Here is a 22,381-nt window from a genome sequence, read left to right on the forward strand (position 1 = left end):
TTTTTAGTTGAAAATCGTCAATGTAGTAGGTGCAGGTCTAGCTGGAAGCGAAGCAGCATGGCAAATCGCTCAAGCGGGTGTACCTGTAAAGTTATATGAAATGAGACCAGTTAGGAAGACAGAAGCGCATCATACAGATAATTTCGCTGAATTAGTCTGTTCCAATTCTCTAAGAGGGAATAGTCTGGCGAACGCAGTTGGATTATTGAAAGAAGAAATGCGTCGCTTAGATTCAGTGATCATCCATTCAGCAGATGAAACAGCTGTACCTGCAGGCGGTGCCTTAGCAGTTGACCGCGATTCATTTTCTGAAACCATCACTCGTAAGGTCAAAGAGCATCCTTTAGTTACAGTGGTGAATGAAGAAATCACTGAAATACCAGAAGGAATCACGGTGATAGCTACAGGACCTCTGACTTCTCATCCTTTAGCAGAAAGCATCAAAGCATTCAATGGCTCAGACGGTTTCTATTTCTACGATGCTGCGGCACCGATCGTCGACAAATCAACGATCGATATGGACAAGGTGTATTTAAAATCACGTTATGACAAAGGCGAGGCAGCTTACTTAAACTGTCCGATGACCGAAGAAGAATTTAAAGCTTTCCATGAAGCCTTAGTCAATGCGGAAGTGGCTGAATTAAAATCTTTTGAAAAAGAAAAATATTTTGAAGGTTGTATGCCAATCGAAGTAATGGCGCAACGTGGCTTTAAGACAATGCTATTTGGGCCAATGAAACCAGTCGGCCTAGAAGACCCTAAAACTGGAAAAAGACCTTATGCAGTCATCCAATTAAGACAAGATAATGCAGCCGCTTCTCTTTATAATATCGTTGGTTTCCAGACGCATTTAAAATGGGGCGAACAAAAGCGCGTGTTCCGCATGATCCCAGGATTAGAAAATGCAGAATTTGTCCGCTATGGTGTGATGCATCGCAACAGTTTCATGAATTCACCAGAACTCTTGAAGCCGACTTATCAATCGACCAAACGCGAAGATCTATTTTTTGCAGGACAAATGACGGGTGTAGAGGGCTATGTTGAAAGCGCGGCAAGTGGCTTGCTTGCAGGGATCAACGCTGCTCGCTTAGCGAAAGAATTGGAACCTGTGACGTTGCCACAAGAAACAGCAATGGGAAGTATGGCTTACTACATCACACATGCGGAAGGCAAACATTTCCAACCAATGAATGCAAACTACGGATTATTCCCAGAATTACCTGAACGAATCCGTGATAAAAAATCTCGTTATGAAGCAATTGCACAACGTGCCTTAGCAGCCAATGAAAAAGTGAAGCAAGAAGTCTTGAATAAAGAATTTGCTTCTCGTTAAATGGATGTTATGTAATAAGTCGAAGTGTCTCAGGATGGTGATTGCCATTTTTGAGTACTTCGGCTTATTTCTCGGTTATTGACTGAACTCACGCCAATTTATATAATAACTATGGTTTTTTTAACGTTGGTTCTGGTCAGCTTATCCCTTAATTGTCAAGCAAACGAATTGAATTGTGAACAAACTTAGAAATATTAGTTAAATTCTGACAATTTGTTTGTTTTTTCTCTGGGGCTATGCTAAATTTATTTTGGGATCTAAAGGTAGGTGTAAAAAGAATGAAGCCAACTTTACAAGAAGATTTTTTGCGTTATTTAATCATAGAGCGCGGGTATTCAGAAAAAACCAAATCTGCCTACGAAGAAGATATCAATGATTTTCAACGATTCTTGGCGGAATCGGGGGAATCTGATCTACTGAAAGTCAGCTATTTGGATGTACGAGTTTATCTAAGCTATCTATCTGATAAGTCATACAGTCGAAATTCGGTGAGTCGGAAAATTGCGAGTTTACGCTCATTTTATCAATACCTTCTTCGTGAAGAAAAAATCGCTGAAAATCCATTTTCGTATGTTCATTTGAAGAAAAAAAATGTTAAACTTCCTCGTTTTTTTTATGAGAATGAGATGCAAAGCTTATTCGAAAGTGTGACAGGGGATAGTCCTTTAGCACTAAGAGATCGGGCATTATTAGAAGTACTTTATGGATCAGGTATCCGTTTGAGTGAATGTAGCCAATTGACGATGTCTGCCATCGATTTAGGCTCAGAGGTGATGTTGATCCATGGAAAAGGAAACAAAGAACGCTATGCGCCGTTGGGTTCATTTGCGCAAGATGCTTTGCAAGAGTATTTTGCCAAAGGGCGCAGCGTCTTAATGACGAAATACCATAAGTCACATGACTATGTCTTCGTGAATCATCATGGAGAACCGATCACACCTACTGGAATCGAATATGTATTAAATCAAATCATAAAAAAGAGTAGTTTGGATAGTGATATCCATCCTCACATGTTACGTCATACTTTTGCGACGCACTTATTGAATAATGGTGCCGATATGCGTACAGTGCAAGAACTTTTAGGTCATGCAAATTTATCAACGACTCAAATCTATGCGCATGTCACAAAAGAAAGCTTACAAAAAAATTATCGCTCTTTCCATCCACGAGCGTGATCACATTATTAGGAGGAAATATCTATGGTAGAATCACAGTTTCATTCAACAACCATTTGTGCAGTTGAAAAAAACGGGAAATTTGCGATGGCAGGTGATGGCCAAGTAACGATGGGCGAATCTGTCGTGATGAAGGGCAGTGCGAGAAAAGTACGTCGCATTTACAACGATGAAGTAGTCGTTGGCTTTGCAGGGAGCGTTGCTGACGCTTTTACTTTAGAAGAAAAATTTGAAGGTAAGCTAAATGAATACAACGGAAATCTCCAACGAGCAGCCGTTGAATTAGCCCAAGAATGGCGTACACAACAGTCGATGCAAAAGCTAGAAGCGATGTTGATCGTGATGAATGACAAAGAAATGTTACTCGTTTCTGGTACAGGTGAAGTGATTACACCGGATGATGGGATCTTAGCCATTGGTTCTGGTGGAAACTTTGCGTTAGCTGCCGCACGAGCAATGAAAAACTATGCACAAAATGAGATGAGTGCAAAAGAGATTGCTGAAAATGCGTTGAATATTGCAGCAGACATCTGCGTCTTTACAAATCACAACATTATTGTAGAAGAATTATAGAGGTGAATGACATGTATGAATTAAAACAAACACCAAAACAAATCGTCAGTGAATTAGATCAATATATCATTGGCCAACAAGCAGCAAAAAAATCAGTGGCAGTTGCCCTTAGAAATCGTTATCGACGTCTTCAATTAGATGAAAAGATGCAACAAGATATCACACCTAAAAATATGTTGATGATCGGGCCAACTGGGGTCGGTAAAACAGAGATCGCTCGTCGTTTGGCAAAAATCGTCAACGCACCTTTTGTTAAGGTTGAAGCAACGAAGTTTACTGAAGTTGGTTACGTGGGACGTGACGTGGAATCGATGGTTCGTGATCTTGTCGAAAACGCAATCCAGATCGTTGAAAAAGATCAATATCTTCGTGTTCGCCCACAAGCCAAGAAAAATGCGGAAAAACAATTAGTGAAGATCCTTGTACCAGGTATCAAAAAAGAACAAAAACAATCAAACAACCAGTTTGAGCAAATGATGAATATGTTCAATGCTTCGCAACAACCAGCAGAAACACAAGAAGAAGTAACGGAAGAGATTCGAGTGAATCGTCGCACGGTGTTAGAGCAATTGCAAAAAGGTTTGCTTGACAATCGAGAAGTGACGATCGAAGTCCAAGATCAAAAGAAACCAGCACCGATGATGAACAATGGACTTGAACAAATGGGGATCGATTTGAACGAAACACTTGGTGCGTTGACGCCAAAGAAAAAAATCGAACGAACAGTGACAGTCAAAGAAGCGTTAGAATTATTGATCAAAGAAGAATCGGCAAAATTAGTCAATGATGCGGATATCCACAGTGAGGCAATCAAATTAGCCGAATCAAGCGGCATCATTTTTATTGATGAAATCGATAAAATCACTTCTAAATCGCAACAATCTGGGGAAGTATCAAGAGAAGGTGTCCAAAGAGATATCTTGCCGATCGTTGAAGGTTCACAAGTCAATACAAAATACGGTACCTTACAAACAGACCACATTTTATTTATCGCTTCAGGAGCGTTCCACTTATCAAAACCAAGCGATTTGATTCCTGAATTACAAGGACGTTTCCCAATCCGTGTCGAGTTAGATGACCTAACTGCTGAAGACTTTGTTAAGATCTTGACTGAACCAAACAATGCGTTAGTCAAACAATATATTGCATTGATTGGTACTGAAAATGTGACTGTCACGTTTACTAAAGAAGCAATCGAACGTATTGCACAAATTGCTTATGATGTGAATCGTGATACCGATAATATCGGGGCAAGACGCTTACACACAATATTAGAGAAATTGTTGGAAGACTTGTTATTCGAAGCGCCAGAAATGCAAATGGGAGAAATTACCATTACAGAAGCCTATGTCAATGATAAATTAGGATCAATTGCGGCAAATGAAGATCTAAGTCGCTATATATTATAAAATCGGAGGAAAAAAATGACGGATTTGTTGACGAACACTCGAAAGATAAACAAATTATTGCAACAAAAAAATACGTTTGATATGCAGGCGGATTTACCTTACGATAAAATGGCGGTCACTTTAGGTGCTGTTTTAGACAGCAATACGTATATCATTGGCAGTGAAGGGGTTTTACTTGGTTATAATGAACGGCACGATGTGAACAATGATCGTGTGAAAACAATGTTTGTGCAAAAACAATTTCCTGATGCCTACACAGAAACAGTCGATATGATCACGAAAACAGAATCCAATATCCCAATCACAAGCGATATGACGGCATTTCCATTTGAAAGTCGTGAAAAATATCCTTTTGGATTGACGACAGTTGTGCCGATCTTTGGCGCAGGTGAACGCTTAGGGACGATCATTTTAGCAAGAATGGAACAAGCCTTTAACGATGAAGACCTTGTTTTAGCAGAATACGGCGCAACAGTAGTAGGGATGCAGATCCTTTATCAAAAATCACGAGATATCGAAGCGGACGTTCGTAGTACGACCGCTGTCCAAATGGCGATCAATACGTTATCATACAGTGAATTAAAAGCAGTTCAAGCCATTTTTGATGCTTTAGAAGGTAATGAAGGCCGATTGACTGCCTCAAATATTGCGGACAAGATCGGTATTACTCGTTCGGTCATCGTAAATGCCTTACGTAAACTTGAATCAGCTGGAATCATTGAATCCCGCTCTCTGGGAATGAAAGGCACGTATTTAAAAGTATTGAATGCTCGTTTTAAAGATGAGCTGACGAAGCATAGTTATTAAAAGGAAGATTTTTCAGAGGCTTGCTACTCGAAGAAGTGAATGTCTGAGAAAAGATGGAGGATGACGATGACTGTTATTATTCAAAATGATCAGCTGATTGCTGAAATTTCCGAACATGGAGCAGAATTGATCAGTTTGAAATCAAAAGAACATGATCTAGAATATATTTGGCAAGGCGATCCTAAGTATTGGGGAAGACATGCCCCCGTTCTTTTCCCTATTGTTGGACGTTTGAAAAACGATCAATATGTGTACCAAGGAAAAACGTATTCAATGGGTCAACATGGTTTTGCTCGTGATATGGATTTTGAAGTGGTGGAGCACGAACAAGAACGTGCGAAGTTTGTCCTAAAAAGTACCCCTGAAACAAAAGAGAATTATCCGTTTGATTTTGAATTGGTACTTGTTTATGAATTAGGGGGAGACGGGATCACTGTTCATTATCAAGTTGAAAATATTGGGGAAGAAGAGATGTATTTCTCGATTGGCGGTCATCCAGCATTCAATGTGCCATTAGAAGAAGGTTTAACTTTTGAAGACTTTTATTTGGCTTTCTCTCCTAGAAAATCACGTTTGCGTTTACCATTAGCTGGACCGTTCATCGACATGGAACAAAAAACGATTGGACAAACGAATACCAACCTTGCGTTATTTCGGGAGCTGTTTGACCAAGATGCGTTAGTATTTGAAACAAGAGGTTTGAATGCTTACAGTATCCGTAGTGAAAAGTCTAGTCACAGTGTCACCCTCAGTTACAAAGATATGCCTTACGTTGGGATATGGTCGCCATATCCTAAAGAAGCACCATTTGTTTGTATTGAGCCGTGGTTTGGAATCGCAGATACTGTTGATAGTAATGGGCAGTTGAACGAAAAGGCAGGAATCAATCAATTAGGCGCTCACGAATTATTCAAGACGAAATATTCGATCACTGTCAAGTAAACACAAGTCGATTACATGTGTTTTCTTGATCTAGTTCGATGAAACAAACATGCCTTCTGAACAAATGAACGAATTGTTGAGCAATCGATCAGTCATTTGTTTAGAAGGCATTGTTTTTTATCATTCATCAAAAAGATTATTTCTTTTTGCTACTATTCAAACCGAATGGGATTCGGCTTTCTGTTTTATTTTTGATGCGCTTAATATTGTCTTTATGACGGTAAAAAATAAAAGCGGAGACACCACAAGCAATCAACGTCAAAAGTAAATTTGGTTCTGGTAAGATCGCTGGTGCAATGTATGGTAAGAAGATGGTGGATAAAGTGATCAAGACCGCACTGATCATGCTCGTTAAGCTTACCATGCTCGTGCAGTATAAACTGATCACGAAAATTGCTGATGAATAAAGAAAGAACAGTGGATTGAAGCCTAATAACATACCGGCACTTGTCGCCACTGCTTTGCCACCTTTGAACTTAGCAAAGATCGGAAATGTATGTCCTAAGATCGCACAGACACCAAACCATAGCGGATTGACAGAAGTGACATGGAAAATGACGGGTAAGGCAGTAGCTAATGTTCCCTTTAAGATGTCCATGAATAATACCACTGTTCCAGCGGTTTTACCTAAAACACGAAATGTATTGGTCGTTCCCATATTTCCACTACCGTGTTCGCGGATGTCTTTTTTAAAAAAGATTTTACCAACCCATACTCCAGATGGAATGGAACCCAAAAGATATGCTACAATAAACAATAAGATTATTTTCATTTTTTAACCTCTTTCAAGTTGAAACTAATGTATATTTTAGCATGAAAGAATGCTTCAAACAATCGAAAAAATCGAACGCTCGAAAGGAGTCATCCACATGTCATTTAAAAATCCAGAACAAGCGAATATCTTTCGCTATCTTCAAGAAGCAAAAACGATCGCGGTCGTTGGTTTAAGTAATAAACCCGAACGGACAAGTTATCAGATGGCACAATTACTACAAGAACATGGCTATCGTATCATTCCAGTCAATCCGGTATTAGCAGGGGAAGAAGTATTGGGCGAAACCGTTGTCGCACAGTTGACAGATATCAATGAACCTATCGATATCGTGGATATTTTCCGCCGTAGTGAGTTTTTACCAGAAGTAGCAGTAGATTTCCTGAAAACAGATGCGAAAGTCTTCTGGGCACAGTTAGGCATTGAAAATGAAGAGGCTGCTGAAATGCTCCAAGCAGCTGGAAGAAATGATATCGTCATGGATCGCTGCATCAAGATCGAATTAGCAAAAATGGAACAATAAACAACAGGAGTAACAGAAGCACATATCCTGATACTCAGTGCCACTTTTACTGGTAAATAGGTTAGCTGGGTGATGAAAAAATGTTTTGACCTGTTATCAAAAAAAGAGTAATTGATCGTTACCATGGGCATGCAGAGAGAGAAGAATGAAAAAAGGGGGAGAGTTGGTTGTTTCTTGTAATTCTGACCTTCCCTCTTTTTTTTTGAGGACTTTTCTAGTATGATAAGCGTGGTGCGGTTATATCGCAAGTATTATTGAAGGAGCGTTTGCCTTGGCAAAAAAAATTAAAAATGAATACAATGATGCCTCGATCCAAGTTCTTGAAGGATTAGAAGCAGTAAGAAAACGACCAGGGATGTATATCGGGTCGACTGATAGCCGAGGCTTGCATCATTTAGTCTATGAAATCGTTGATAATGCCGTAGATGAAGCTTTATCAGGCTACGGAAATGAAATCGCTGTGACGATCCACGAGGATAACAGTGTGACTGTTACGGATAGTGGACGTGGTATGCCTGTAGGTATGCATGCTTCAGGGATTCCAACGGTCGAAGTTATTTTCACTGTGCTACATGCCGGTGGTAAATTTGGCCAAGGAGGATATAAAACTTCTGGTGGACTTCATGGTGTAGGTGCCAGTGTCGTCAATGCTTTATCTAAATGGCTGACAGTGACGATCGTCCGAGATGGTATCGAATACCAACAAACATTCAAACAAGGTGGAAAACCAGACGGAACGTTGAAAAAAATTGGCAAAACGAAGAAAGCCAATGGGACGTCTGTTCATTTCTTACCAGATGATAGTATTTTCTCAACCACGAAATTTTCCTATGATACGTTATCTGAACGTTTAAGAGAGTCTGCATTTCTGTTAAAAGGTGTGAAAATCACTTTGACAGATCTAAGAGGTGACGAAACAGTTCAAGAAGTCTTTCATTACGAAGAAGGAATCAAAGAATTCGTTGCGTATTTAAATGAAGAAAAAGATACGTTGACGCCAGTAGTCTATTTCTCTGGTGAAAAAGAAGGAATCGAAGTAGAAGTTGCCTATCAGTATAACGATGGCTATTCTGAAAATGTCCTATCGTTTGTTAACAACGTGCGAACAAAAGATGGTGGGACGCATGAAGTCGGCATGAAAACAGCAATGACCAAAGCCTATAATGAATATGCTCGTAAAGTAGGCTTGTTGAAAGAACGAGACAAGAACCTAGAAGGTAGTGACTTCCGTGAAGGACTTGCGACAGTCTTGTCGATCCGGGTACCTGAACATTTGCTACAATTTGAAGGACAGACAAAAGAAAAACTGGGTACACCGATTGCTCGTTCCGTCGTTGATAATGTCATGAGCGAACAAATGGGCTTCTACTTGCAAGAAAACAGTGAGATGAGCCAAATGCTGATTCGTAAAGCAATCAAAGCGAGAGAAGCACGGGAAGCCGCTCGTAAAGCCAGAGAAGAAAGCCGTAACGGGAAAAAACGTAAAAAGGGCGAATCATTACTTTCTGGAAAATTGACACCTGCACAATCGAGAAACCCTAAGAAAAATGAATTGTATCTTGTCGAAGGAGATTCAGCCGGTGGATCAGCTAAACAAGGGAGAGATCGGAAATTCCAAGCGATATTGCCACTTCGAGGAAAAGTCATCAATACCGAAAAAGCAAAAATGCAAGATATCTTAAAAAATGAAGAAATCAATACGATGATCTATACGATCGGTGCCGGCGTTGGCCCTGAATTTTCACTGGAAGATTGTAACTATGACAAGATCATCATCATGACCGATGCGGATACCGATGGTGCTCATATCCAAGTCTTATTGTTGACATTTTTCTATCGCTACATGAAACCATTGATCGAAGCAGGAAAAGTTTACATTGCTTTACCGCCTCTATATAAAGTGTCCAAAGGCCAAGGAAAAAAACAAGTAGTCGAGTACGCTTGGACCGATGACGAATTAGCTGCAGTCATTAAGACTGTCGGTAAAGGCTATATGTTGCAACGGTACAAAGGTCTTGGGGAGATGAATGCGGAGCAGTTATGGGAAACAACGATGGACCCAACCTCTCGGACCTTGATCCGGGTGAGGATCGATGATGCTGCGCAAGCAGAGCGACGCGTAACCACCTTGATGGGGGATAAAGTCGAACCACGTCGTAAATGGATTGAAAATCATGTCCAATTCAGCTTAGAAGAAGAACGTAGTATTCTAGACAAAAAAGAAGAAACTGAGACTTCCGCGTCTGTTTCTAATGACCTATTAGAAGAAGAACGCGCAGAAGAAAACAAAAATGAACAATCAGTAGAGGTAGAATAGGAGGTCACCTAATGGAAGAACGTCAAGAAATCCAAGAATTAACGTTAGAAGAAGTGATGGGTGACCGCTTCGGACGTTACTCGAAATATATTATTCAAGAACGTGCTTTGCCGGATATCCGTGATGGTCTGAAACCCGTTCAACGTCGTATTTTATTTGCGATGAATAAAGACGGCAATACGTTTGATAAAGGATTCCGTAAATCAGCAAAATCTGTCGGGAATATCATGGGTAATTATCATCCCCACGGTGACAGCAGTATCTATGATGCAATGGTTCGTATGAGCCAGGATTGGAAACTACGAGAAGTACTCGTAGAAATGCACGGAAACAACGGAAGTATGGACGGAGACCCACCAGCGGCAATGCGTTATACAGAAGCACGCTTATCGAAATTGAGCGGCGAGATGCTTGCTGATATCGAAAAAAATACGGTCGACCTTGTGTGGAACTTTGATGACACTGAAAAAGAGCCGACTGTATTACCAGCGAGATACCCCAATCTATTAGTCAATGGATCAACCGGTATCTCTGCGGGCTATGCTACTGAGATACCAACGCATAATCTCGCAGAAGTCATCGATGGAACGGTCTATATGATCGACCATCCACAAGCCAGCTTAGACAAATTGATGGAATTCATTCCAGGTCCTGACTTTCCAACTGGGGGCATTTTACAAGGAAAAGATGAAATCAAGAAAGCTTATGAAACTGGTCGTGGAAAAGTGATCTTACGCTCGAAAACGGCGATTGAATCCATCAAAGGAAACAAGCAACAAATCGTGATCACTGAGATTCCTTACGAAGTGAACAAAGCGACTCTTGTCAAAAAAATGGATGAGATACGCTTGAACAAGAAAATCGATGGGATCGCAGAAGTTCGTGACGAAAGTGATCGTACGGGTCTACAGATCGTTGTGGAATTGAAAAAAGACGCTAACGCTCAAGGAATCTTGAATTATTTATTCAAGAATACCGAATTACAGATCAACTACAACTTCAATATGGTGGCAATCGATCATATGACCCCTCATCAAGTAGGATTGAAGGATATTTTAAGTAGTTACATCGAACACCGCAAGCAAGTGATCACCAAACGTAGTCAGTTTGACTTGGAGAAAGCGCAAAGAAGACAACATATCGTTGAAGGGCTGATGAAAGCTCTATCGATTTTAGATGAAGTCATTGCAACGATCCGTGAGAGTAAAGATAAAAAAGATGCGAAGCACAATTTAGTCCAAATGTTCCAATTTACAGAAGAACAAGCTGAAGCCATCGTGACGTTACAGCTTTATCGTTTGACGAATACAGACATTACTGAACTACGTCGTGAATCGCAAGAATTGATTGCTCTGATCACTGAATTAAATAAAATCCTTTCAAATGATAAAGAATTATTTTCTGTCATGAAAAAAGAACTACGTGAAGTCAAGAAGAAATATGCTTCTTCTCGCTTGACGATGATCGAAGATGAAATCGAAGAAATCAAAATCGATACTCAAGTATTGGTTGCGCAAGAGGATGTCATTGTCAGTGTTACACGTGAAGGCTATGTGAAACGAACAAGTCTTCGTTCCTATAGTGCGTCAAAACCAGAAGAAATCGGTATGCGTGAAGGAGATTATCTTCTATATGCTGGGGAACTGAATACGTTAGATCATTTGTTACTGGTCACCAATAAAGCCAATGTGATCTATCGACCAGTCCACGAACTACCAGATTTGAAATGGAAAGATGCCGGTGAGCATATCTCACAAACGATAGTGAATCTAGCTGTTGATGAATCGATTTTAGCGGTATTCCCCTATCAGAAGATCGATTCCGAAAAAACATTTGTATTTATCAGTAAAAACGGCTTGATCAAACAGACACGGATGACAGATTTTGAACCATGGCGTACGTATAAGAGTCGTCCATTGAGTGGCATGAAGCTAAAAGCCAGTGAAGATGAATTAGTGGCTGTCTATCTTGAAAAAGAACAAACAGATCGTGATGTTTTCCTTGTTACGCATCAAGGAATGGGCCTACGCTATCCGTTGACTGAAGTGCCAGTCGTTGGAACGAAGGCTGCAGGTGTCAAATCGATCAACTTGAAAGAAGAAGATTATGTCGTTAATGGTTTACTTGTCTTGGCAGAAGGGGATACGCCTGTCGTTATCGTTAGTCAGCGTGGGGCAGTAAAACGAATGCTTGCACAAGAAATCAGCCAGACTTCACGTGCCAAACGAGGTGTGACTGTATTGCGAGAATTGAAGAAACAACCACATCGGGTGATCTATATGTCAGAGGGCCACGCCAAAACGATGACGTTGATCAATCAAAAAGGACAAGAATTACCAATCGATCCGACGGATTACCCAATCGGTGATCGTACGTCCAACGGTTCATTTGTATTAGATGAGAAAAAAGGCGGAGAAGTCCAAATGGTGATTGATTCTCCAACGATGGATATCAAGGAATAACTGTTATAGTTTTTTATGAAATAGCTGGCAACTGTATTATTACAGTTGCCAGCTATTTTTATTTATTAACATAAAATTAAGACTTGCACAAACAAAATATGAATAGATTCACAATAGATAAATGCCTATATAACAACTTTAATAACGACTATTATTTTATATTCGCTTTATTTGTTAACAAAAAAACAAGAAAACCCTTGCATTGGAGGTGACATGTGTTATACTTATCACGTAAAAACTGTTACATAAAACAGAAACGGGAGGTCCATACGATGGAACAATGGAATGGATTTAAAGGAACTAAGTGGAAAGAAGGCGTGGATACACGTGACTTTATCCAAAACAACTATACAGAATACCGCGGTGATGACAGCTTTTTAGAAAAACCCACTGAAGCAACAGAAAATTTGTGGGAAAAATTACAAAAATTAAACGATATCCAATTTGAACGTAATGGTGTATATGACATGGATACAGATGTCGTATCAACAATCACTTCTCACGAAGCAGGATACCTAGACAAAGATTTAGAACAAATCGTCGGTCTACAAACTGAAACTCCTTTGAAACAAGCATTCATGCCATTTGGTGGCATCAACATGGCGAATCATGCGTTAACAAGTAACGGCTATGAGCCAAAAGAAGAGTTAACACACATTTTCACAGACTGGAGAAAAACACATAACCAAGGTGTATTCGATGCTTATACAGCAGAAATGCGTGCTGCACGTAAAAACAAGATCATCACTGGACTTCCTGACGCTTACGGACGTGGCCGCATCATCGGTGACTACCGTCGTATCGCATTGTACGGAATCGACTATTTGATGGCTCAAAAGAAAAAAGACCATGACAATACAGGCTACCACACGATGAGTGAAGAGGTCATCCGTCTTCGTGAAGAAATCTCAGAACAATATCGTGCATTAGCTCAAATGAAAGAAATGGCTGCAAAATATGGGTATGACATTTCAAAACCAGCTGCCAACGCAAAAGAAGCCGTTCAATGGTTATACTTTGGTTATCTAGCAGCAATCAAATCTCAAAATGGTGCAGCTATGTCGATCGGACGTATCTCTGCATTCTTAGACATTTATATCCAACGTGATTTAGACAACGGTGTGATCACTGAAAAAGAAGCACAAGAATTGATCGATCATTTAGTAATGAAATTACGTATGGTGAAATTTGCACGTACGCCTGAATACAACCAATTGTTCTCTGGCTTCCCGATCTGGGCAACCTTATCAATCGCTGGTATGGGCTTAGACGGACGTTCATTAGTCACAAAAAATGATTTCCGTATGTTGCACACATTGACAAATATGGGACCTTCCCCAGAACCAAACTTGACTGTTTTATACTCAGAAAACTTACCAGAAGGCTTCAGAACGTATGCAAGTAAAATTGCGATCGAAAGTTCTTCGATCCAATTTGAAAATGATAACTTGCTTCGTGAACAATGGGGTTCAGACGACTGTGCGATCGCATGTTGTGTATCTGGAACTGTTGTTGGTAAAGATATGCAATTCTTCGGTGCTCGCGCAAACTTAGCTAAAGCTTTGTTATATGCGATCAACGGTGGTGTGGATGAAATGACAGGCGCACAAGTAGGTCCTGAGTATCGTCCGATCACAAGCGACACATTAGACTTTGAAGAAGTAAAACACAACTTCATGAACATCATGGACTGGTTAGCTGAGCTTTATGTCAATACGCTAAACATCATCCACTATATGCACGACAAATATTCTTATGAAGCAGCACAATTAGCAGTCATGGATACTGACTTGAAACGTACATTTGCGACAGGTATCGCAGGTATCTCTCACGCAGCAGATAGCTTGTCTGCAATCAAATATGCACAAGTTAAACCAATCCGTAATGAAGAAGGGATCACAGTTGACTTTGAAGTAACTGGTGACTTCCCTAAATATGGTAATGACGATGATCGTGCCGATGAGATCGCTGAATGGATCTTAGAATACTTCATGGGTCAAATCAAACGTCATAAAACTTACCGTAATTCAACTCCGACAACTTCATTATTAACGATCACATCAAATGTCGTTTACGGAAAAAATACAGGGAATACACCTGACGGACGTGAAGCTGGTAAACCTTTAGCACCTGGTGCAAATCCAAGTTATCAAGCAGAACAAAATGGGTTACTTGCAAGCTTGAACTCAACTGCGAAATTCAACTATGCACACGCTCGTGATGGTATCTCTAATACACAAACAATCAACCCTTCTGGTTTAGGGAAAGATGAAGAAACAAGAATCGACAACTTACGTAACGTCTTAGACGGTTATTTCTCAAGAGGAGCATACCACTTGAACGTCAACGTATTCAGTAATGACTTATTGCGTGATGCAATGGAAAACCCAATGAAATATCCAAACTTAACGATCCGTGTTTCTGGATATGCGGTTAAATTCCGTGACTTGACAAGAGAACAACAATTAGACGTATTAATGAGAACGTCACACGACAGAATGTAAGACAATCAATGCAGTGTAAAAAGGAAAGGCAAAAGTTCCGCATGAGCTTTTGTCTTCCTTTTTTACAACTATATGAAAAAAGCATATATCTAGTGTTAGAGGCGAGTAGATAGATCTTTTCTTCACAGCGTGTTGAGAAGTCGCAACATTGTCCGTGGCTCATAACGAAAGAAACTAAAGAAAAGAAGTGATTAAAATGGAAGAACAAACTAAAGGCTATGTCCATTCGATTGAAACATTTGGGTCTGTAGATGGACCAGGCGTTCGCTTTGTCGTCTTCATGCAAGGTTGTCGCATGCGTTGTGAATTTTGCCATAACCCAGACACTTGGAATATTGGTGGAGGAAAAGAATATACCGCGGATGCAATTTTAGACCAAGCAGAACGTTACCGTTCTTATTGGGGTAAACAAGGAGGGATCACGATTAGTGGTGGTGAACCTTTATTGCAGATCGATTTCCTAATCGAATTATTCCAAAAGGCGAAAGAACGTGGCATTCATACAACAATCGACACATGTGGAAAACCATTTAGCCATGATGAGCCTTTCTTTTCTCGTTTTGAAGAGTTGATGAACTATACGGACTTACTGTTATTCGATATCAAACATATCGATAACGAAGCACATAAAAAATTAACTCATTGGGGCAATGAAAATATCTTAGAAATGGCTCAGTATCTTTCAGATATCAAGAAACCTGTCTGGATTCGTCATGTGTTAGTCCCAGAACGTAGTGACTATGATGAGTATTTGATCCGCCTTGATGCATTCATCAAAACTCTTGATAATGTCGATCGTGTGGAAATCCTTCCTTATCATACAATGGGTAAATACAAATGGGAAACGCTTGGTTTGACGTATCCATTAGAAGGAATCGAACCACCGACAAAAGAACGAGTAGAAAATGCAAAACGTCTTCTTCATATCGAAGATTATACAAAGTATTTAACCAGATAGACGCGAACGGAAGGAAGATAAGTATTGCTTCTTTCCGTTTTTTTGCTATTATTGAATAGGAGAAAACAAAAAGGAGCGAGTCAAATGTCAAAAGTTTTAGTTTTTGGTCATCAAAATCCTGATACAGATGCAATTGGAGCAGCGATTGCATTTTCATATTTGCAAAATCAATTAGGAGTAAACGCTGAGCCTGTCGCTTTAGGCACGCCAAGTGAAGAAACACAATTTGCACTAGATTACTTCAAATTAGAGGCGCCTCGAGTGATCACATCGATCAAAGAGGAACAAGCAGATGTCATGCTTGTCGATCATAATGAATTCCAACAAAGCGTGGTAGATATTGCGGAAGCGACGATTTTAGCAGTAGTTGACCATCATCGTATCGCCAACTTTGAAACAGCGAATCCATTGTATTATCGTGCTGAACCAGTGGGATGTACAAGTACGATCATTCTAAAATTATTTAAAGAAAATCAAATTGAGATTCCGAAAGAAATCGCTGGAATCATGTTATCAGCAATCATTTCAGATACATTGTTGTTCAAATCACCAACTTCAACAGAAGCAGATCAATTGGCTGCAAAAGAGCTAGTTGAAATCTCTGGTGTGGACTTAGAAGCGTATGGTTTAGACATGTTGAAAGCAGGTACAAATCTAAGTGATAAACCAGCAGAAGTATTACTTGATCTAGATGCGAAAAGTTTCCCTATGGGTGAAGCAAGTGTTCGTATCGCTCAAGTCAATACAGTTGATCTAAATGAAGTAATGGATCGTCAAGCTGAACTTGAAACTGCCATGCAAACAGAGATTGCGACGAATGGTTATGATCTTTTTGTTCTTGTTGTAACAGACATCTTGAACAGCAACTCAGAATTATTGATTGCTGGCGAAAGAAAAGAACAAGTTGAACAAGCTTTTGGCGTGAAGTTAGAAAACAATCGCGCATTTTTACAAGGGGTCGTTTCACGTAAAAAACAAGTGGTACCTCAATTAACAGAAGTTTTCAATTAGGCAATGAGATTGGAAGAAGGGAGTGGGAGTGTAACCAGTTGACTGGGACCTCCCGCTTTTTTCATTCAAGGTGTCACATAGAAAGCAGGTAAACAGACATGCAATATTTTTATTCTTTAGAGAACAAACGAAAACTAATTGAGCATCCGCTCTTCCAACCAATGATCGACTATTTGATCGAACAAGGCTCACAAGAGGTGATTTTACGCCAACTAAAGAAAGCATTTCCTCAAAAGAAAATGGAACACTTTCTTGATCAAATGATCGATAGTGGATTGATCATCCGAGAAAATCGCCGTTACCGCTGTGCTTTTCCGGTCTATGACCAAGGAGATTTCCAAACAGAGATCAAGCAACTGACTAAAGAATTAATCAATGAATTAATGAAACAACCGGAACACCGCAGAAATCTCTTCTTATCAGAAGAAATTTGGGATTTCTGTCATGAAACAACGTCTCCTTATTTTTATGCAACTACTTTTTCAGTCCCTACGATTGTGCGGTTGGAAGCAGGGAATGAGAACTATCGCTTCAGGACGCTCACCCAAGGAGAAGAAGTGGTATCTTTACCAACGTACTTCCATCTTCAAAAACAGCAAACACCGCTATCGGAGCAATTTCAGGCGCTAGGACAGTTGCTTGGCGATGTGAATGAAACCTATTTTTTTGACCAAATAGAAATAATTATCGAACGGATTTGTGAAAACAAATACAAAAAACGCCGTGAGTCGATTTTTCTAGATGCCTTATTATTAGCGAGGGTTGTTGCTCAGGAAGAGCAGTATCGATTACTCCTGCCTATAACAGAGGATAGGAAAGACGCATTGCTACAAAAATATGAACCTTCAACGGAAACGCCGATGCAAGCCGCCTTTATTAAAGAACAAGCGTTAGTCGAAGTCATGGGGCAATTGGATTTAAAATCTTATTCTTATATCAAGAAAATATGACCTCAACAATTGTCGGGGAACCCACCGACTAAACCGAAAAAAAGTGAGAACAGAAGTAACCTCTTCGAAAAATCAGGCAGCATCCACAAAAATTAGAAAAATAATTTTTGTGGATGCTGCCTGATTTCAAGAGGCTAAACACTCCTGTCCAGATCTCATTGGGATCATGCTGTTTTACGAAAATGCCACATCATATAAGCCAAATTCCCAATAAACAAGATATCTAGAATATTACTAGTGATTTGGATATTAGCAGAATTGATCGATGGCGCAAAGGCTAGGATGAATAGTGCTACGAGACTATAGCAAAAACAGAAAAAGGTGCTGGTTTGTATGACCATCGGCATTCTTAATTGCTTGGTGATCAATGAAAAAATAAAGAAAGTAAATATCGTTAAAATCACAACTAAACCGTTAATAATGAAGAAAAAAAGTGAATCTTGATTAAACGTATAGAGCATAGCTGTTAAAAGGTTCAGTGATTTCAGTATTACGAAAATAACGTTTACTTCATTAAATGTATTCATCTTTTTTTTAGCAAAATAGGCGGCGAAACATAACGAGAAGATCAGGCCGCAGAAAGTAGAAAGAATCAAGAATGTTGGGTTGTCAGTCGATTGGTTTAGCTCGGAGTGGTCAAGCAATAACCAGCCAAATGAGTTGCAAGGGATGCTTGAAGTCTTAAAATAAGCATAAAAGAAAAAAAGCAAAGCATTCAAAACGGCAAAAACAGATCCCCAATGTAGATAGGTCGTTGTTTTTTGTTGTATTTCCATAAGTACTCCCATAAATTTAATGATATACAATATAATAACAAAATGATGAGGAATTGTCGATGGTTTTTAATAAAACAAATAAATAGACGATGGTCGGATGAAATAAATTCATCGGATCATCGTTTATTTTTTGTATATTCATTTCACATTGCTTCGGCGTTTGCGCACTTTCTTTGTCCAGAATCCGCCAGAAATATATTTTGGTTCGTAGGAGATAATAAAAGCACGTTCTTCGACTTCTTTGATCAAGCGATAAAGCTCACGTTCACTTTTACGTGGAGATAAAATCTCTAAGACTAACCGTTCACCTTCTAAACCAGTTGCTGATGTTTGTGTCACTCCAAACCCATTTTGTCGAAGAATGATCGGCAAATTTTTATCCTCTGAAGTATTTGCTGGTAGGATCGTCGTTACCATGATATATCCTAGTGCTAATTTATCCTCAATGGCAATCCCAACACTGATCCCAACAGCATAGCCTAACGCGTAAACGAACAAATTCAATGGATTATCTAAGCGGTCTAAAACCAGAGATAAACCAACGATATAAATAGTGATCTCAACCATACTAACTAATGGAGCGATGTAGCGATAGCCTTTCATGGTCAACATAAAGCGTAAGGTATTTAATGTGATGTAAGCGAAATTGATGAAAAAGATCATCGCTAACATTTTTGGATCGAACATAATAAGAACTCCTTTCAGTAGCGTCTATGTTCATCATATCAGAAATAATGCGATTGAAGAAAAGAATAAACGTTTATTACTTTAAAAAAATGATAAAATGATTATAATAGAATTATAAAGAGAGTCAGGTGAGCGCGATGAAGCGAATGAACAGGGTCATTGGAGTCAGTCATATATGTAGTATTTTTCTTAGTATGTATTTAGGGACCCATGCGATCCAACAACCCATTGAAGCGAATTCCTTGTTATTCCCAATCTCACTAACTGATGGGGTAATATTAAGTATTTTTCTTTTTCTAATGGTGTTTATTGGTAATATTTTTGGTAGTGTGGCTAGCTTCTTTAACATGTCGATTTCTCCAGCCTTATCCATAGGATTAGGAATCATAGGAATATTCGCCATGTTATTCTTTGTCAAAAGGATGGATTTTTATACTATTGCATTTGGGCTACTATGCCTTGTACAAGTCATGCTAAGTTTATGGTTGTCTTTACGGTCAACCAATCTAATGAAAATCAGGTGAATCAATCAGTGAATCCAATTATTTTGAAACGAACCATCAAAAACATACCCGTATTAGAAGTTGTCCAAAAAGAGTTGAAGACAGAGAAAATCCCAGTAGTGATCTACTATCATGGTTGGCAGACAAGCAAGGAGCTTGTATTGACTCAAGGTAGAAAACTGGCTAAAAAAGGGATGCGAGTTTTGCTTCCAGATGCGATGAATCATGGCGAGCGTAAACAACCCGTTTCAAAAATTCCTTCCTTTACTTTTTGGAGTAGTATCTACGGGAATCTATTCGAGTTTGATACATTGATCGAACATCTAAAAAAACGTGAACTTCTTTCAGATAAATTAGCTGTGGGTGGTGTGTCAATGGGTGGAATGACCACTTGTGCATTGCTAGCCAAACACCCAGAAATCACTGGCGGAATTTGTTTGATGGGATCACCAGCACCACTTGAATATGGCAATGAAATTTCACGCAGAGCGCAAGAATTTCAATATAAGGTGCCAGATGATTATTTTGACTTGATTTCATGGGTCAACCATTATGATCTATCTTTACAACCAGAAAAACTAGCAGGTCGTCCTTTATTTTTCTGGCATGGTGAAAAAGATGAAAAGATTCCTTTTCGACAAGTGTCTAAATTTGTCGAAAAAAACCAAGATAAGTCTTATGGTAAGGGAATCGTCTTTCGTGCTTCTTCGGAAAAACGTCATATGGTAGAAGTCCCATTGATGGAGGAAGCAGCGGATTTTTTGAGCCAAATGATGTCTGTGTCTATATAGTAAGTAAGAGGTCTAACTAGGTAAAACGTCTATCAAAGAGAAAATTTTTTCTTTGGTAGACTTTTTTTTCAGAACTACTTGAGAGTTGCTCTTTTTTAGCACGAATCTTTGCTATAATGACTATAGTTATGTAATTAGGCATGGAAGGGGAGATCTTATGCCAACATTGGCAGATGTAGCGAAACGAGCAAATGTCTCAAAAATGACGGTTTCTCGGGTGATCAATCATCCAGAGCAAGTCACTGATGAGCTAAAGGAACTAGTTTTTACCGCCATGGCTGAATTGGATTATCGTCCGAATATTGCAGCAAAAGCGTTAGTTTCAAACCGTTCACAGATCATCAAGTTGTTTATTCTTGAGGAAATCGATACCACGGAACCCTATTATATGAATTTACTTATGGGGATTGCCAAAAGGATTGGTAAAGAGCACTATTCCTTGCAATTAGTGACCAACGATGCTTTTGATGTTGGGTCCTGCGATGGTTATATCATCACTGGCGTGCGTCAAAGAGATTTTGATTGGATCAATCGTCTAGAAAAGCCAGTTGTGTTATTTGGTGAAAATCGTATGGGCTATGATTATGTTGATAGCGATAATCAATACGGAACCGCCAAAGCGACACAATATGCCTTAGAAGTTGGTTATCAAACGGTTGTTTATATCGGCATCGATGAAGCAGAACCTTTTGAACTATCTAGAGAAGCGGGCTATCTAAAAGTGATGGAAGAGGCTGGGCTAACTCCGAAAATGCTGCGTTTTGATAATCATTCCACCACACCAGAAAAATATATCACAGAACATTGGGATGAATTTTCAGATAAAACGTGTTTTGTTTGTAGTTCTGATCGCTTAGCGCTTGGTATTGTTCGTGGCATCACACAAGTTGGTGGGCAGTTACCCGATCAATTTGGCGTCATTGGTTTTGATGGCGTATTTCTTGATCAAATCAGTTCCCCAAAACTGACTACCGTTAAACAAGACATCATTCGTATGGGGGAAGTGTGCGGCGAAATGTTATTAAAGAAAATTACTGAAAAAGGAGCAAGCCAAGGATATCGCCACTTTTTCCCAGAATTGATCATTCGTGAAACGACAAGAAAGTTAAATAAGACTAACGCTTAGCTATAGAAAATAGACGATTTGTGCTATTATAAGAGAAAGTCCACTTAAAAAGGATGGTTTACATGACAGAAATCAAACGAAAACATTTTCGCTTTCCTGCATACGATGATCATATAGGGGTAAAGTTAAAAAATGAAAATAGACGTGTGCTGTTTGACGGGCAAGATGATCTGATGACCGATACAAGCGACAAACCATTGTTCGAACAAATCAATGAATTTCATTTTGAAGATTATTCAAAAAATGAAAAAAATCCTCATTCGACAGTCAATGTTCGGCATGCTTCGACACAAAAAGCAAATCTAGCAAAACATAAACAAAATTTGCCAGACTATAGACAGAGTAAAAAAACACAAACAAAACGAAACAGTCAGACGAATTTCGGCTATACTCGTCATGCCAGTCCTTCAGAGCAAAGACCAACACAGGAAAAAACAAGCCAATCACGAAGTGTATTCAATCGTTCGGGAAGAGAACGTTCTTATTTTGTACCTAAGTACGTACCAGCTTCGATCATTCCTGATCCGAAAAAAAATAAAATCTCTGAAGAAGAATTGCTCGCTTCGATCAAAAAAGAAAAGAATGCGTATCTTTTATTTGAAACAGAAAATACACCCTATGATGGAAAACAAGGTGTAACAATGAACCAAGAGAAAAGTTCAAGTAAGAAAACTCACGGAGTATTAGATCGTTCGTTGGAAGGCCTGATCAATGACCAAGGTAATTCCTTGAAAGGCAATGGTTATTTCCAATAAGTAGTGA

General features: G+C 39.3%; 20 protein-coding genes. 17 read left to right on the top strand and 3 right to left on the bottom strand.

What is annotated here, in order from left to right:
- The first annotated feature begins 7 nt into the window (after window positions 1-7).
- The 6 genes from trmFO to IGK77_RS05720 all read left to right on the top strand — a co-directional run bounded on the left by trmFO (window position 8) and on the right by IGK77_RS05720 (window position 6,239).
- The gene (gene trmFO, locus IGK77_RS05695) at window positions 8-1,333 is read left to right on the top strand and encodes an FADH(2)-oxidizing methylenetetrahydrofolate--tRNA-(uracil(54)-C(5))-methyltransferase TrmFO (RefSeq protein ID WP_438713053.1); all 1,326 of its coding nucleotides are present in this window, start codon (window positions 8-10) and stop codon (window positions 1,331-1,333) included.
- Window positions 1,334-1,611: 278 nt separating this feature from the next.
- Complete coding sequence (gene xerC, locus IGK77_RS05700; protein ID WP_074799737.1) at window positions 1,612-2,508, top strand: tyrosine recombinase XerC; 897 nt, start codon at window positions 1,612-1,614, stop codon at window positions 2,506-2,508.
- Window positions 2,509-2,532: 24 nt separating this feature from the next.
- On the top strand, window positions 2,533-3,081 hold the full coding sequence (gene hslV / locus IGK77_RS05705) for an HslVU peptidase proteolytic subunit (RefSeq protein WP_010735740.1): 549 nt from the start codon (window positions 2,533-2,535) through the stop codon (window positions 3,079-3,081).
- Between the two features lie 11 nt (window positions 3,082-3,092).
- A complete protein-coding gene (gene hslU, locus IGK77_RS05710) occupies window positions 3,093-4,490 on the top strand; it encodes an ATP-dependent protease ATPase subunit HslU (RefSeq protein ID WP_010735739.1) in 1,398 nt (465 codons plus the stop codon).
- 15 nt (window positions 4,491-4,505) lie between these two features.
- Entirely contained in the window at window positions 4,506-5,297 is a 792-nt protein-coding gene (gene codY / locus IGK77_RS05715; RefSeq protein WP_010735738.1) for a GTP-sensing pleiotropic transcriptional regulator CodY, read from the top strand.
- Between the two features lie 66 nt (window positions 5,298-5,363).
- Window positions 5,364-6,239, top strand: coding sequence for an aldose 1-epimerase family protein (locus tag IGK77_RS05720; RefSeq protein WP_071866394.1), 876 nt, complete (start codon window positions 5,364-5,366; stop codon window positions 6,237-6,239).
- 136 nt (window positions 6,240-6,375) lie between these two features.
- On the opposite strand, the gene plsY is transcribed toward IGK77_RS05720, so the two are convergent.
- A complete protein-coding gene (gene plsY, locus IGK77_RS05725) occupies window positions 6,376-7,011 on the bottom strand; it encodes a glycerol-3-phosphate 1-O-acyltransferase PlsY (RefSeq protein ID WP_010735736.1) in 636 nt (211 codons plus the stop codon).
- A 97-nt stretch (window positions 7,012-7,108) separates the two neighbouring features.
- Between plsY and IGK77_RS05730 the strand changes: the two genes are divergently transcribed.
- The 7 genes from IGK77_RS05730 to IGK77_RS05760 all read left to right on the top strand — a co-directional run bounded on the left by IGK77_RS05730 (window position 7,109) and on the right by IGK77_RS05760 (window position 17,736).
- Entirely contained in the window at window positions 7,109-7,534 is a 426-nt protein-coding gene (locus IGK77_RS05730; RefSeq protein WP_438713054.1) for a CoA-binding protein, read from the top strand.
- 271 nt (window positions 7,535-7,805) lie between these two features.
- Entirely contained in the window at window positions 7,806-9,851 is a 2,046-nt protein-coding gene (parE, locus tag IGK77_RS05735; protein WP_023519491.1) for a DNA topoisomerase IV subunit B, read from the top strand.
- 11 nt (window positions 9,852-9,862) lie between these two features.
- Window positions 9,863-12,313, top strand: a complete 2,451-nt coding sequence (gene parC, locus IGK77_RS05740; RefSeq protein WP_074799735.1) for a DNA topoisomerase IV subunit A — start codon at window positions 9,863-9,865, stop codon at window positions 12,311-12,313.
- Window positions 12,314-12,585: 272 nt separating this feature from the next.
- Window positions 12,586-14,817 (top strand): formate C-acetyltransferase, encoded by a 2,232-nt coding sequence (gene pflB, locus IGK77_RS05745; RefSeq protein WP_071866397.1) that lies wholly within the window; start codon window positions 12,586-12,588, stop codon window positions 14,815-14,817.
- Window positions 14,818-15,013: 196 nt separating this feature from the next.
- Window positions 15,014-15,775, top strand: a complete 762-nt coding sequence (pflA, locus tag IGK77_RS05750; protein ID WP_074799734.1) for a pyruvate formate-lyase-activating protein — start codon at window positions 15,014-15,016, stop codon at window positions 15,773-15,775.
- A gap of 84 nt (window positions 15,776-15,859) precedes the next feature.
- Window positions 15,860-16,786 carry a manganese-dependent inorganic pyrophosphatase gene (locus IGK77_RS05755; RefSeq protein ID WP_019724232.1) on the top strand — a complete coding sequence of 309 codons (927 nt, stop codon included), beginning with the start codon at window positions 15,860-15,862 and terminating at the stop codon, window positions 16,784-16,786.
- A gap of 98 nt (window positions 16,787-16,884) precedes the next feature.
- On the top strand, window positions 16,885-17,736 hold the full coding sequence (locus IGK77_RS05760) for a DUF1803 domain-containing protein (RefSeq protein WP_074799733.1): 852 nt from the start codon (window positions 16,885-16,887) through the stop codon (window positions 17,734-17,736).
- 164 nt (window positions 17,737-17,900) lie between these two features.
- Here IGK77_RS05760 and IGK77_RS05765 read toward each other — a convergent pair whose 3' ends face one another.
- Both IGK77_RS05765 and IGK77_RS05770 read right to left on the bottom strand, forming a co-directional pair.
- Complete coding sequence (locus IGK77_RS05765; RefSeq protein WP_071866399.1) at window positions 17,901-18,512, bottom strand: hypothetical protein; 612 nt, start codon at window positions 18,510-18,512, stop codon at window positions 17,901-17,903.
- A 138-nt stretch (window positions 18,513-18,650) separates the two neighbouring features.
- Window positions 18,651-19,199 (bottom strand): DUF2179 domain-containing protein, encoded by a 549-nt coding sequence (locus tag IGK77_RS05770; RefSeq protein ID WP_019724126.1) that lies wholly within the window; start codon window positions 19,197-19,199, stop codon window positions 18,651-18,653.
- A gap of 137 nt (window positions 19,200-19,336) precedes the next feature.
- On the opposite strand from IGK77_RS05770, the gene IGK77_RS05775 reads away from it, so the two are divergent.
- The 4 genes from IGK77_RS05775 (at window position 19,337) to IGK77_RS05790 (ending at window position 22,374) form a co-directional block, all read left to right on the top strand.
- The gene (locus IGK77_RS05775) at window positions 19,337-19,723 is read left to right on the top strand and encodes a hypothetical protein (RefSeq protein ID WP_071866400.1); all 387 of its coding nucleotides are present in this window, start codon (window positions 19,337-19,339) and stop codon (window positions 19,721-19,723) included.
- 8 nt (window positions 19,724-19,731) lie between these two features.
- The gene (locus IGK77_RS05780) at window positions 19,732-20,493 is read left to right on the top strand and encodes an alpha/beta fold hydrolase (RefSeq protein ID WP_071866401.1); all 762 of its coding nucleotides are present in this window, start codon (window positions 19,732-19,734) and stop codon (window positions 20,491-20,493) included.
- 157 nt (window positions 20,494-20,650) lie between these two features.
- Window positions 20,651-21,619: a LacI family DNA-binding transcriptional regulator gene (locus IGK77_RS05785; RefSeq protein WP_010735724.1), complete on the top strand. Its 969-nt coding sequence runs from the start codon at window positions 20,651-20,653 to the stop codon at window positions 21,617-21,619.
- Window positions 21,620-21,681: 62 nt separating this feature from the next.
- The gene (locus IGK77_RS05790; RefSeq protein WP_066025374.1) at window positions 21,682-22,374 is read left to right on the top strand and encodes a hypothetical protein; all 693 of its coding nucleotides are present in this window, start codon (window positions 21,682-21,684) and stop codon (window positions 22,372-22,374) included.
- Window positions 22,375-22,381: the final 7 nt, after the last annotated feature.

This window comes from Enterococcus sp. DIV0806c (genome assembly GCF_051710905.1).
Taxonomy (GTDB): Bacteria; Bacillota; Bacilli; order Lactobacillales; family Enterococcaceae; genus Enterococcus_B; species Enterococcus_B mundtii.